The following is a 13,781-nucleotide window of genomic DNA, read 5'->3' on the forward strand; positions in this document are numbered from 1 at the left end:
ACGGCTTATGCCGTTGCCACTTCCTGATCTTGTTCCTGCTCAAGAAGCTGCTTTTCGTAAATTTTGAAGAAAGGCAGGTAGATAAATATGTCGATAACAATCAACGCCACAACTAACAGTGTGTTGTTCATGACCCAACCAGCCCCCCATGCTGCGCCAACCGGAGCGGGCGTGGTCCAGGGAACTAGCGAGATCACTTTGGCAATAAGGCCGCTGGTGGTGGCAAACCAGGCGATGACGGCGTTCACCACCGGGGCGATAATGAAGGGGATAAAGAGCACGGGGTTCATCACCACCGGGCTCCCAAAGATGACCGGTTCGTTGATGTTGAAGCAGACCGGCACCACCGACAGCTTACCAATAGCACGAAGGTGCACCGCTTTACTGCGCATGTAGAGAAGAACCAGCGCCAGGGTGGCACCTGAGCCACCGAGATTGATGAAGAAAGCCCAGAATGCTTCAGCGAAAATGTGCGGAATAGGCAAACCGTTGGCTAGCGCCGTCTGGTTCAGTCCGAGGTTGATCAGATAGAACGGTTGCAGAATGCCGACGACAATCGCCCCACCGTTGATGCCTGAGAACCACAATACCTGGCAGAGTAAGACCGCAATCAGAACCGCCGGTAGGGAGTCCGCCGCCGAAATCAGCGGGGTGAAGGCAGTCATGATGATCTCCGGCAACAGCATGCCAAACTGATGCTGTAGCACCACGTTCAACGGATAAATCGTGCAAATAATAACAATCGCCGGGATTAGCAGATTAAAGGAGTGGCGAATTTTATCCGGCACCTGTTCTGGCAACTTAATACCGATGTTATATACCTTCAGGATGCGGACCAGTTCGACGCAGAATACTCCCACCAGAATCGCGGTAAAAATCCCCGATCCGCCGAGGAAGGCCGCGGGGAGTGAACCCTCTTTATAGGGCGACGAGATCAGGAGAAAGGTCATCAGGGAGAGCATTGCGCAGGAAAAAGTATCCTGCTTGTAGGTTTGCGCCAGGTTATAAGCTATCCCCGCACTGATATAGCAGGCCATGATCCCCATCGTCATGTGGTAGGGGGTCATGATTTCGTTAAAATACTCTTGGGCAACGGATAACCACAGCTTACCAATAAAGAACGAGGTATCCGGCGAAAAAGGCGGAAAAGCAAAAATAAGTAAAAAAGAGCCAACGATCATAAAGGGCATAGCGCCAATAAAACCATCGCGCACCGCCATTATATGGCGTTGTGTTCCGGCGATAGCGGCAACGGGCGTGATTTTATTTTCAATAAAATTAAAAAATGCGTTCGACATAATAATACCCTGTAAAATTATTGCACTGGGTTGGTTTTAGCGTCGCGGATCAGTTTCAGTGCATCATCAAGGATTTTTTCGCCTTTGAGCATGCCGTAATCCATATTGCTGATAATGGCGATAGGTTTACCTTCACGCTGCGCAATGATTTTAAATTCCTCAAACTTATATTTAATTTGTGGTCCTAACAGACAACAATCAAAATGTGGAATGGTCGATTCAAATTCTTCCATCGCCACGGCAATAATTTCCGCCTCAATACCTTTAGAACTGGCAACTTGTTTCATTTTATTTACGACGATACTTGTCGACATACCAGCCGCACAACACAGGAAAATTTTGTTCATCGTTCAGCCCTCTTTTTATAGAAAGATAAGTAAGTGACAAAGGCGATCTATTTCAACCACGACACATTAGATGAACCGGTGGGATTCCCCTGTACACCAGAGTATCTGGTAAATCGTGTATGTCCTCTCGGGTTACATGCATCTGTATGACATTTGCATACTGGCAGCACGGACAAGGGGATTCCGTGATAAGATACGCAAAAAAGATGGAGCGCTTACAATTCATTACTTATTTGTGATAAAAATCACATAAAATTAAGTATTCACTTAATTTATTTCGCAATAAGTTGTTTTTTAACTATACACAGGTGCATTGTTAAGTGTTTTTAAGCGAATGAATGGAAGGCTACATTGAGAACACAAGTATCCGGCCTACCAATCGTCCATGTACGCAGACAACGTTATCAGATAATATCAATCGGCTATCCTTACATATAAAAAGAATGGAATATGTTAATGACACAAGAAGAACGGTTAATCGAGTTAGAAGAGCTAATCAAAATGCAGGGAAAAGTGACTCTTGATTACATCTGCCAGCAATATAATATTTCGTCTGATTCCGCTCGCCGGGATTTAGTTAAACTTGCTCAACTCCCGCATATTATGCGCATCCGTGGCGGCGCTATTCTGGCAGAAAAACGTGTTGAATACCCTTATGTTAAACGTACACAGTGTAGCCCTGAAAAAGCACTACTTTCAGCTTGGGCTGCAAAAAACATTAATGATAAAGATATCATTTTCATTGATGCCGGCACCACATCTGTGGCCCTTGCTCGCCAATTACCCTCATCGGTATGTGTTATTACAAACTCTATTGAAGTACTAAGTGAGATTATTGGAAAAAAAGGGATCAGCATATCCATATTGGGAGGGGGATTTGATGATTACTCTCATGCTATATTAGGCAATACAACCATAGAGCAAATTAAAAGATACCATGCTGACAAAGCTTTTATTGGCGTCAGCGCATTATCTGAAGCAGGAATAACAACAGATACGGAACTTGATGCACTGCAAAAAGTAGCCATGGCGAAACAGTCAAAAAAGGTTATCTGCATTACCTCATTTAGCAAATTCAACACTCAACTGATGTATCAGTCATGCACCTGGTCGGACATTGACCATATTATTACAGATAAACTCCCCCCACAAAACATACTAAAACTTATTGAAGCGAATGATGTGGAACTGATTGTGGTGAACGAGAAAACTGTTGACATAGATAAGTATAACTGAAACTCCCTAATTTTTTTGAGCAACCCAATTCAAAAAATCCGGATAATAATTGTTACACTGAATGTCTCTACAATAAACGTGAGCATTTCTGATTGTGACTTTTTTAATTTAGCTTATATTCCTTTTTAAGGAATATAAGCCAGTGGCATAGGGCTTGCATTTCACAATTCATGAATGATGTCTAGCTCAATATCATGTTTTAAAAAAAATCACTAAAATTATCGTATGCAGGATTGGTTACTGAATCACCCCGGTTTTCCGGGAGAGTATTTTGTCTTTGAACTCAGGCTGCCAGATCACCGTTTCCGATGGAAGCGTAATATGCCTGTTCTGCTTCTGCCTGCGTGATATGACCCAGTCGTTCCAGTAATCGTCTGTTGTTATACCAGTCCACCCACGCCAGCGTGGCTAACTCCACTTTGGCGCGGTTTTTCCAGCTCTTACGATAGATCACCTCCGCTTTATAAAGTCCGTTGATGCTTTCTGCCATCGCGTTGTCGTATGAGTCACCCGTGCTGCTGGTCGATACCAGAAATTCTGCATACTTAAACCGATGCGTGTACGCCAGCGACACATGCTGGGAGCCTTTATCACTGTGATGGATAGTGCCACCGCAGGGGCATCTGGACCACAACACCTGCGCCAGGGCGTCCAGCACGAACGTCGTTTCCATCGACGACGAACCCCATACTACCGGCGAACACGTCGATAATGAAGGCCACGTATGCAAAGCTCTGCCGGGTGCACATGTAGGTAAAATCAGCCACCCACACCTACTCCGGCCGTTCTACCACGAACTGGCAGTTCACCCGGTCACCTGCGGCAACGTCTTTCCGGCTAACCATGGTGCGCACTTTTTTACCCCGGCGCACACCAGCAAGCTCCATGACCTTCATCAGCCTAGTGATCGTGCATCTGGCCACGCTGATACCCTCCTGACGCAACTGGCGCCAAACTTTGCGTACTCCATATACACTGTGGTTTTCATCGTACACCCGCCGTATATCCACCTTCAGTCGCTCATCGCGCTAGTGACGCAGGCTGCGTTTCTCCAGATGATGGCGAATCCAGGTGCGGAGCATCTCCGGCGAGCAGCCAATCTTTGGAGCAATGGAGTTGAAGGCTGCCCATAATTAATGGTATTCGCTCTGACTTTCCAGAACCATACGGACGGCCCGCTGACGGACCTCAGGGGAAAAACGCATATTTTTGGTCATCCTGTTTACCTCTCTCAAAAAGTTTAGTCTCCAGGATTTCCGGGGCAGTTCAGTTTATCGTCACCTGACTATAACTCCGGCAGGCCCAGTTTCAGGAACAGACTGTTTGGTAATGCCATATTCAGCCCCGGACTACAGCTTATTCGCCAGAGACTGTGGCAGCTTCCCACCGTCTGCACCGCAAGCTCTTTCCCTATTCCGCGAACACGTAACTCTTCGAAGCGCCTGCGGCTTGTTTTCCACTGTTTCCACAGGACGCAGCGTAGCCTGCTCCTTATCCACATGTTTAGCGGGCGCATCAGCGACGGCCACTGGTTCAGACCGTAGTAGCTTTTCCATCCCGTCAGGTATCGCTTCAACGGCCGGATTAGCTGCTCCAGACTCCTTCCCGTGTTACGCCCCGTCAGCGCCCTTACCCGCGTTTTGAACCGCTTTACCGACTCCGGCGACACCACGCACCACACCTTCCTGCCCGTTCTGAAGCTATAGCCCAGGAACTTACGCGTGTCAGGGCGCGCTACCGCACTCTTCTTCGCGTTGACCTTCAGCTTCAGCTTCCGGCTCAGCCAGCGCGTCAGCCCCGCCATCACACGGTTACCTGCCCGTTCACTTTTCACGTAGATGTTGCAGTCATCTGCGTAACGAGCGAACTTCAGCCCGCGTTTCTCCAGTTCCCTGTCGAAGTCGTCCAGCAGCAGATTCGATAACAACGGCGACAGCAGTCCACCCTGCGGCGTCCCTTCCGTCATCGGCATTACCAGCCCTGCTTCCATCACGCCTGCTTTCAGGAACCCGTAACTGTGCTCAGAGAACATGCTGTCCCACTGCCTCTGCAACACCTGCATCGTCGCCTGCTGGACAAAGCGATCCACCACCGCCGGAATACCCAGCAGGCGTTCGCCGCCGCCGGGTTTCGGGATGGAGACTCTTCTCACAGGGGATGGGCGGTAACTGCCGGACAGCAGTTGCGCTTTCAGCTCCAGCCAGTGATGCTTCAGATAGTCCGGCAGTTCGCTTGCGCTCATACCGTCTACACCTGCCGCGCCTTTATTGGCCTTTACTCTTTTCAGGGCTTGCCTGAGATTGACGGGTTCACAGATGGCTTCCATCAGCCATGCGGTTGACGGCGGACTTTCTCCATTCGTCGGTGCCTGCACGGTTTCAGCCCCCTGACAACGACCTTCCGGGGCCTCACCCCGTCCTTCCGCTATAGGGGCGCAATGCGTTTTCTGCTGCATGACCGGTCAGAACCTCTGCTGATACTCGTCACTCATTACCGTTCGGGCCTTCAGACAACCTTGTCCTACTATGCCCTCTGCTGACTCCTGTCCGCAGGTCAGCGCACCTTGCGATGCACCCAGTTCTGAATGCAGAACGCTGGACAGGCCTCCCGGGGTAAGCTCTGCCGCTTTCGCCACACACCTGCCCAATCTACCACCCCGGCTCTTGATGGTTATGGTCTTTGCAATCATTGGCTTGCTCCGCCAGCCGGGTAGGTCTTGTATCGGGTTTCTGTTCGTCAGGTCATGGTTTTGCTCCACGCTTCCTTCAGACCCCGCCTCACGACGACGCCCTTGCGCTTCGCTAGTCCTTCGCCACCATCAAGCTGGACAGGGGACTTTCACCCCCTAGCTGCTGAGCATGCCCGGCACACCACAAAAAAACCGGCCGGAGCCGGTGTGGTGAAGACATATTATAGAATGCGCATGTGGACGCGGCCATTGAGGTTCCCAGGTGCTGGGCGGCGGCGCAGTGTTCAATCCGACTATAGGCCGCCCGCTGTAATAGCCTCCAATGGGTTCTGTAGATCAATAACACCTTATTGATCGGCAGCACCAATAGTGAAAGGAAGTTACCCCCTGTAGCACTTCGGTAACAAATCGGCTTCGCCGTCGCCAATTAACAACCCGATGGGTTTATCGCCTCCGGGCTTAGTCTTGCATTTTCGTACGCACGCCAGGCCAGGATTAGTGCTATGCGCCGCAATCACCCATCGGGTATTGTTATTGCCTGTTCCAGGGCATTTTTACCAACAGATTTGCCATGCCGCACCAGCCACTGACGCCGGCGAAAATGAGCCCTGAGCCGATAAAACCGGACAAGAGAAAGAAACCGGGATTGACACCGTAACCCGCAATTACACCGGCCAGAATGAGGCTCCCGGCAGTGATCTGCACCTGTCGCATCAGAGGAAGGGTTTGTTTTTTATCCTGTACCGTGGGCAGCCCGGCCTGTTTCCAGGCGTTGATCCCACCGTCCATGATCATAAACTCCGTCGGCTTCACCATACGGGCCAAGACATCAGCGTTTTGTTTTGTACGGGTACCGGCCTGGCAATGAAAAATCACCGGATAGCGTGTTGAAGCCGTTTCTAGTTGTCTGCCCGCTTGAATTTCTGTTAGCGGCAGAGAAATGGCGCCGTCAATATGTTCTCGGCGAAACTCATCCGTTTCACGAATATCAACGATGGCAGCCCCACGCTCTCTGAGGCGCTGGATCTGGGCTGGTGAAGCCGTGTTATCACTCATTGTCCTACCTCCGGGCAGTAAATTTCTTTCAGGATTGTTACCAGCTTCCGAACCGACTCATCTTTGATGAAGTAATTCATTCGCTGTGCCAGCCGCTTGCATTCAATAAGATTTTCCGCCTTCATCCTCGCAAGATGTTGTGACGTCGCAGAAGGACTCAATCCGACCACTCTGCTTAGTTCCCCCGCAGACGTACCGGGAGAGTCAATGAGCATACAGAGGATCAGCAACCGACTGGGGTTACTCATTGACCTGAGCAAACCTGAAGCTGCCTGGGCGCTTTCTTTAAGTTGAGCTAAACTGTTTTCAGGCATTTTATTTTAGAATTCACTAAACTTAGATAAATATAAAATACACAATTATGCGTACAAAACAAAAATATTTGTGCAAGTCATGAACAATGATAACTAAGACACTGTTTTATATATTAACAAGATATTTAAGCGGTAATAAATCGGTAAGCCCCGCAATATAAGCGTAAAAAAACCGGCTTTCGCCGGTTTAAAGTCATCGCACCGCTGCCAGTTAGTCGCACTTCGGCAGCCAGTCGGCGTCGCTCTCGTCACGCAACGCTAGGTTGGTTTGCATTCCCTGCTTAGTCTTGCGTTTCAACAGCACGATTTCATACTCACACAGCGTATTCGGCACCGTCAGGCTCATCGGGTGTTGATGCCCGCGAGCCTCCATAAACGACAGGTAAGCGTGATACAGGTAACGGCGCGGGTTGGCCGGGCGAATATTGGCGTTCCCCATGTACAACCCGACCGGCATGCTGAGCGCCGCGAGGTAGCCGCAAAAATCGACCAGCGGATCGGCATGGCGCTTGACCGTCAATGCCTCCGCCAAGTTCTGCTGCGCCTGGAGCAACGCGCGCGCCGCGTTCGGGTTGGCAAAGCGCGGCATCAGGTGGCGCACGATCACCGCCAGTTCACCGCGGATTTTTGTCAGCAGTTGCGGATCACGCTTATTGGCCTGTATCGCATCCGGGAAGGTGGTGATCACCCGGCGACGGGACACGCCGCCGCTGCGGTCGCTAAAGCACATCGGGTTGTTGTTGACCGCAAAAATGACCGCCGGAATGTGCGTGGAATACGCATCCCGGTATTTCGGGTCGATGGCCACCGCGTCGCCGCCGGTAATGGCCTTGATGCCCGCGCCGTCGCCGTTCCATTTCTCCTGGTCGGGCAGGATAATCAGCGAGAACCCGACCACGGAAGAGCACTCGAGCGCGCCGACTCCAGGGTATCGATGGTGGACGAGGTGGTATTGTCCTGCCCTGCGAGCAGGTTGGCGACGGCGGCCATCACGCTCTTGCCGCTGCCGCCGGGGTCGGTCACTTCCAGGAACAGTTGCCAGTCGTAGCGGTTGGCCAACACCATAAATAACGCCGCGAGGATACACTCCTACTTTTCGGCCTGTTGTCCGGCGGCCCGCGTCAACCAGAGCTAGAAGTGCGGCGCATGCTCGGCCAGATTATCCCCGGCCTTGGGCGCGATATAGTCCACGCTGTTGACGGTGCGCAACCAGTTCTCCTGGCGGTGGCAGCAAAACCGCCCGATGACGGTATCAAACACCCCGTTACGAAAGCCGATAAGGCGGCGGGCCAGTTCGCCCATATGCGGCACCATCAGCTTGAGGGTGCCCAGAATGCCGTTGATGCCCGCCGCCGAGAATGGCGCGCGCACCGTCTGGAACAGCGCGGCGATTTCCCGGCACAGTTGGCGGTGCGGCAACACCTGCCATGCCCCGTGTTCGTAGCGGCAAATCTCTTCACCGAGCGATGGCACGGCCAGCATATTGCCATAATGCGCGGCCAACAGCTCGGCCTTTTCGCTGGCGCTCATAGCTTTCAGGTCGGCATCGCTGAGCGCATCAAACGGGCTGGTGACGGCCGGTTGGCTGAACGCCAGCAACTGCGCCTGCGTCGCAATCGCGCCCTGCGGCTGGTACACGTCGTTCCAGTCGCCCAGTATCTACGGCGCGGGTCTGGCCGGTGCCGTTCTCGGCAGCCAGCAACAGCCGCGCGTCCGGGTAACATTCGCGCAACGCCTGCGCCACGGCGGCCAGGTTGTTGGCGCTGAGGGCCACGCAGACCGTCTCGCCGGTCAGTTGGTGCACGGACAACCCGGTGGCGTAGCCTTCGGTCAGCCAGATAACGGCATTATCCTGGCCCGCCAGCCAGTGACAGGCCGCCTTGACCTGGCCCCCGGCCAGGGTCCGCTTGTCCCCGGCGGCATTAATCAATTGCACGTTGACGATATCCCCCGCGCAGTTAACCAGCGGCAACAGCAGGTCGGCCACCCGTTCCGCCGCCGCTTTCGCCGACAGCGATAAAACCTTTTCCACCAAGTTCAGGCCGTCACCGGCCCCGCACTGGTTGCAAATCCAGGTGCCGCGCCCATCCCGGGCCTCATAGATCTCACCACTGCACTGTCAGTTTGCTAGATTAGCGTCTTTAACGCGTCGACGGTAAAATCCTGCAGCGCTGCGTGGTTACCCGTACGGATTTTGATTGCCCAGTCCGGATCGCTCAGCAATGCGCGCCCCACGGCGATCAGATCAAACTCGTTGCGTTCCAAGCGCTCGATAAGGTTATCGAGGCTGGCGGGTTTGGCATCCTCACCGGCAAAGGCGCCCATAAAGTCGCTGGAAAGGCCAACGGATCCAACGCTGATGGTCGTTGCACCGGTCAGTTTCTTCGCCCAACCGGCAAAGTTTAACCCGCCTTCACCGTCGATATCGGGAAACTCCGGTTCCCAGAACCGGCGCTGAGAGCAGTGGAGTATATTCACACCGGCGTCAACTAACGGAACCAGCCAGTCTGCCATCGCTTCAGGCGTTGACGCGAGACGCGCTGCATAGTCCTGTTGCTTCCACTGGCTGACGCGCAAAATAAGCGGGAAATCAGGGCCAACCGCTTTGCGCATGGCCTTTATTACCTCAGATGCAAAACGTGCACGCTGTTTCAGGGTTGCGCCACCGTAGCCGTCGGTGCGCTGATTGGTTCCCGACCAGAAAAACTGATCGATCAGATAGCCGTGTGCACCGTGGATTTCCACCACGTCAAAGCCCAGCCGTTTGGCCTCGGCCGCAGCCTGACCGAAGGCAGCTATGGTGTCGGCGATAGCCTCATCGCTCATTGCCACACCGTGTGGTTGACCTGGAGCAATCAGCCCTGATGGGCTTTCCACCTCGGTATCCGGCACCCAGTCCGTCAGAAAACTGCTGACTGACCCCGTGTGCCACAGCTGCGGCCCCATCTTGCCGCCGGCGGCGTGAACATGGTCGATCACGCGCTGCCAGCCAGCCAGCGCTTTTTCACCATAAAAAAAGGGGATTTTGGGGTCATTACGTGAAGCAGGCCGGTTTATCACCGTACCTTCAGAGAGAATCAGGCCCACATCACCTTCGGCGCGACGCTGGTAGTAGGCGGCAATTGTTTCATCAGGCACGCCGTCAGTTGCAAATGAACGAGTCATGGGCGCCATCACGATACGGTTCTTCAGCACCAGATTATTCAAATGGAAAGGCTGAAACAGGATGTCGGCTTTGGATGAGGTCATAGGTTAACTCTCCGGTTAGGTTGGCGTCGTTCATAGTATATTATGCATATTACTCGTCAATCAGGTACCTCAACGCCACCTGGTTTCCCTGAGGGAACCTCTATGCTGAAAAAACCGGAAGACTGTTCCGCCACTCAATGCCTTCATCGTCTGCTACTCGAGCAAATTGCAGATAAATGGCCCGTTCTGATCCTCGCTTCCCTATGTGAAAAACCGTTGCGCTTTAATGAGCTCAAACGCGAGCTGAAAGTCATCACCCAAAAGTCATTGGCGCAAAGCCTCAGGCGGCTACAACGCAATGGTATTGTTGTTCGCTGGGTGATCACTGCTTCACCCATTGCCGTTGAATACGAAATCACCCCGCTGGGCCGAACGCTTAAAGACCCCATCGAGGCACTGTGCGCATGAACCCGAAGCTATCTGCCCGCGGTCGAAGCCGCGCGGCAAGCATTCGATATGGAGGAAATGACGCCGAATATGGTGTCAAAGGTTTAGGTTTGAAGAGAAGTATGTGTCGAAGAAGCGTAACTGGTGGGATTGGATAGCTGAGGGTAATGACGCCGATTAGCAGAAAGCCCGCTCCGGTTTCCCTTAAGCGGAATTTTCGAAATGTACAGCTCTGACTGTAAGAGCCTGCGCCAGCCATTGGCTAGTGACTTAATTCATGAGATAGCGCTATTTAAACATCCTTTCACCCAGCTTGATCTGTTCTCCATCGATGCTGAAATTGCCATTTCCCTAGTGGTATATCCGCCGTTTTTCCTCCCGGTCGACATCGTTCCAGTAATCCTGCCAACGAATAGTGGACACGTTATTAATCCAGTAAAATCGTAGCAATGAGTGAGATGAACTGATCCCAACTATTTGAGAGCGGCGAAGGGTTCAGCAGATGAGGAATGGATCCTCGCAGCTTTACGGCATCATGATGCCCAATACGGTACGCATAAAGCTCCCCGATAACTGGAGGAGCAGCAAGATGAAATATTCCCCTGTTGGCATCGATATTGCAAAACATCTGATGCAGATCCACTTCATTGATGAGCATACCGGTGAAGTTATCGATAAACAGATTAAGCGCGAAGCACTGCTAGAATATGTCAGCAATCGTGAATCTTATCTGATTGCTATGGAGGTCCCCGGTGGCTATCAGTACTGGGCCCGTGAGCTGGAAAAGCTAGGGCATAAGGTCAGATTGCTTCAGGTTACAGGGCAAATTCGTCAATCCCTTCATAATGGGCAACAAAAATGACGTGATGGATGCCGCGCTATCTAGATGGCGATCCAGCAACCGTCTAAAGCTGTCGCCGTCAAAACTGAAGAGCCGCAGGCCGCACTGTCGCTGCAGAAAATGCGTCGTCAGTTGGTGAAGTTCCGCACCGCACAGCTCAACGTGCTGCATGGATTACTGCCGGTGTTCGGCGAAACGGTGCGTAAGAGCCGGTTATCACTGGACAAGACGAAGCCTGAGGTACATGAACATCTGAAGGAAAATCTGCCGCCGTTCCTTATTTACCAGATTGAAGACCAGTACCGACGGCTCAGCGACCTTGATATGTAGATAGATAGCATTGAAAAACTGCCTGCCGCCTGGGCGAAACAGAATGAAGCCTGTCAGCGGCTCATGGATATCCCGGGCATTGGCCCGCTGGTCACTACCGCCGCTGTCGCCATGATGATAGATGCGGGAACCTTCCGTTCACGCGACCTGCATCGGTCTGGTGCCTGATCAAACTGGTACAGGCGGCAAGGTGCGGCTCCCGGGCATCAGTAAACGCGGTGATGCCTGTCTGAAGACGCTGTTTATCCATGGTACAAGGGCAGCGACGCTGCTGACGAAAGAGCCAAATCCATGGGTAACAGAGCTGATGAAAAGACGGCCAGCCAGCGTAACCGTGCTGGGGATGGCTAACAAGATAGCGCGTACAGTATGTACCCTATCGGCACATAACTGGACCTGCGACAAAAAACACATCAGCATCAGGCCGTTCTGAAGGGTATGGGCTGATAAACATTAACTCTTTCAAAATAAGGATGAATACTGAAAGGTTGCGAGGGCAGCCGTAGAGATAGCAACGACAGGTAAGACCATGACTAACTAAACTTGGATGGTCCTTTGAACTTTAAGCTCATTCAGGGAATAAGGCGTGAGTCAGCGGATCTCATCGAGGCCCGCAGCACCGGCTGCGCCAAGGTCGGATATAGAGCTACAACCGACCATCAACGTCAACACAATTGAAGCCTTGCAAACGGGATGCGTTCATATAGTGAACCATGACGCAAGCAAAATCTGTGAAAAGGGCATCCCGTAATCAATATACTACGGAGTTCGCTCGGCTAGACCAGCATTCTTGCCGCAGCAAAAACTAGCGGGGTGACATGGTTAATTATTACACACGATGCGCACCGGTATCCCTAGAGCATAATTACAATATTATATAAAAACCTCAGAGCGGCCCTTGCTGCAACGTTGATATGAATGCTCTGCGCCACGCGTGTAACCTGATAAGCGGTGCGCCGTCAGACGCTGGCCCGTGAAATAAAGTGCCAGTCCAGAACGACCCGCTCCGCCGGCGAATCGGGATTATTGATTTTATTCAGCAGCAGCCCCACGGCTTTGCGGCCGATGTCGGCGGATGGCTGGGCGATGGTGCTTAACTGCGGCGATACCATCTCCGAGAGTTCCGTGCCGTCAAACCCCACTATCGCCATATCATCGGGGATGGACAGTCCCGCCTCTTCAATCGCGCGCATCGCGCCCGCCGCCAGCGTATCCGAAACCGCAAACACGGCATCGGGACGACGTTCGCCCCGCAATAGATTCTCCATCGCCGTTTTGCCGGCGCAGAAGGTGAGATCGCTGGCGTATTCGACGGCGCGGTAGGTTAGCCCTTGCCGTTCCAGCGCCATTTTATAACCCCGCTCCCTCAATCGTGCATATTTATAACTCAGATCGTGGTTAATCAATGCGATACGGCCGCGTCCGCGCGTGATCAAATGCTGGATGACAAATCCGGCGGCATCGATATCATCGATCCCGACACAGGAGACGCCGCCGTCGTCGGCATATTCGGCGCACTGAACCCAGGGCATGCGATCGATCATGGTGGTTAATTCCGGTAGTTTCGAGAACGCATCCATGGTGATAATCCCGTCGACGATCTTGCCGGAGAGTAGCTTCAGGCTGGATATGGAACGCTGAATATCCGTGCCGGAATTACACAATAAAATGCGATAGCCGTTTTTTTCCGCTTCCTCTTCAATGCCTTTCACCACATCGGCGCAGAAGGGATTGGAGATATTCGACACCATCACCAGAATCATGGAGCTCCGGGCGGTTCGGAGCTGGCGCGCCAGTAAGTTGGGTTGGTAATTACTCTCGCTGATAGCCTGAAGTACGCGTTCGCGGTTTTTCGGTTTTACCGTATCGATATTGTTCAGCACACGGGAAACCGTCGCCACTGAAACCCCGGCAAGCCTGGCGATTTTCTGAATTGACATAACAATGACATATCCTGGAATTAACCACTTATTGGGGAAGGCTATCACAGTTTAACGGGGGACTGAATCAAAGCCCGACGCCATCCTTGCGCAT

8 protein-coding genes and 4 pseudogenes are annotated in these 13,781 nt (G+C 52.4%); 3 read left to right on the forward strand and 9 right to left on the reverse strand.

Annotated features, from left to right (window positions below; all coding sequences use genetic code 11):
- Nucleotides 1–5: 5 nt before the first annotated feature.
- Nucleotides 6–1,298 carry a PTS sugar transporter subunit IIC gene (locus tag ABRZ28_RS17250; protein WP_150437347.1) on the reverse strand — a complete coding sequence of 431 codons (1,293 nt, stop codon included), beginning with the start codon at nt 1,296–1,298 and terminating at the stop codon, nt 6–8.
- Between the two features lie 17 nt (nt 1,299–1,315).
- A complete protein-coding gene (locus ABRZ28_RS17255; RefSeq protein WP_150437346.1) occupies nt 1,316–1,645 on the reverse strand; it encodes a PTS sugar transporter subunit IIB in 330 nt (109 codons plus the stop codon).
- Between the two features lie 456 nt (nt 1,646–2,101).
- Between ABRZ28_RS17255 and ABRZ28_RS17260 the strand changes: the two genes are divergently transcribed.
- Nucleotides 2,102–2,881 (forward strand): DeoR/GlpR family DNA-binding transcription regulator, encoded by a 780-nt coding sequence (locus ABRZ28_RS17260; protein WP_150437345.1) that lies wholly within the window; start codon nt 2,102–2,104, stop codon nt 2,879–2,881.
- Nucleotides 2,882–3,164: 283 nt separating this feature from the next.
- Here the strand turns inward: ABRZ28_RS17260 and ABRZ28_RS17265 are convergent.
- The 6 genes and pseudogenes from ABRZ28_RS17265 to ABRZ28_RS17290 form a co-directional block, all read right to left on the reverse strand.
- Nucleotides 3,165–4,098: pseudogene (locus ABRZ28_RS17265) on the reverse strand (IS3 family transposase).
- Nucleotides 4,099–4,166: 68 nt separating this feature from the next.
- Nucleotides 4,167–5,255: a reverse transcriptase domain-containing protein gene (locus ABRZ28_RS17270; RefSeq protein ID WP_330521001.1), complete on the reverse strand. Its 1,089-nt coding sequence runs from the start codon at nt 5,253–5,255 to the stop codon at nt 4,167–4,169.
- An 846-nt stretch (nt 5,256–6,101) separates the two neighbouring features.
- A complete protein-coding gene (locus ABRZ28_RS17275) occupies nt 6,102–6,626 on the reverse strand; it encodes a rhodanese family protein (protein WP_330521003.1) in 525 nt (174 codons plus the stop codon).
- Nucleotides 6,623–6,940 carry an ArsR/SmtB family transcription factor gene (locus ABRZ28_RS17280; RefSeq protein ID WP_150437342.1) on the reverse strand — a complete coding sequence of 106 codons (318 nt, stop codon included), beginning with the start codon at nt 6,938–6,940 and terminating at the stop codon, nt 6,623–6,625. Before ABRZ28_RS17280 ends, ABRZ28_RS17275 begins: the two co-directional genes overlap by 4 nt.
- A gap of 211 nt (nt 6,941–7,151) precedes the next feature.
- A pseudogene (locus ABRZ28_RS17285) lies at nt 7,152–9,041 on the reverse strand (primase-like DNA-binding domain-containing protein); the annotation flags it as partial.
- 26 nt (nt 9,042–9,067) lie between these two features.
- A complete protein-coding gene (locus ABRZ28_RS17290) occupies nt 9,068–10,189 on the reverse strand; it encodes an NADH:flavin oxidoreductase (protein ID WP_150437341.1) in 1,122 nt (373 codons plus the stop codon).
- A gap of 102 nt (nt 10,190–10,291) precedes the next feature.
- Between ABRZ28_RS17290 and ABRZ28_RS17295 the strand changes: the two are divergent.
- Nucleotides 10,292–10,594, forward strand: a pseudogene (locus tag ABRZ28_RS17295) (winged helix-turn-helix transcriptional regulator); the annotation flags it as partial.
- 571 nt (nt 10,595–11,165) lie between these two features.
- Nucleotides 11,166–12,180: pseudogene (locus tag ABRZ28_RS17300) on the forward strand (IS110 family RNA-guided transposase).
- Between the two features lie 526 nt (nt 12,181–12,706).
- Here the strand turns inward: ABRZ28_RS17300 and ABRZ28_RS17305 are convergent.
- Nucleotides 12,707–13,687 (reverse strand): LacI family DNA-binding transcriptional regulator, encoded by a 981-nt coding sequence (locus ABRZ28_RS17305; RefSeq protein WP_150437339.1) that lies wholly within the window; start codon nt 13,685–13,687, stop codon nt 12,707–12,709.
- Nucleotides 13,688–13,781 lie beyond the last annotated feature (94 nt).

Origin of the sequence: Brenneria sp. g21c3 (assembly GCF_040240345.1) — a bacterium.
GTDB lineage: Bacteria > Pseudomonadota > Gammaproteobacteria > Enterobacterales > Enterobacteriaceae > Brenneria.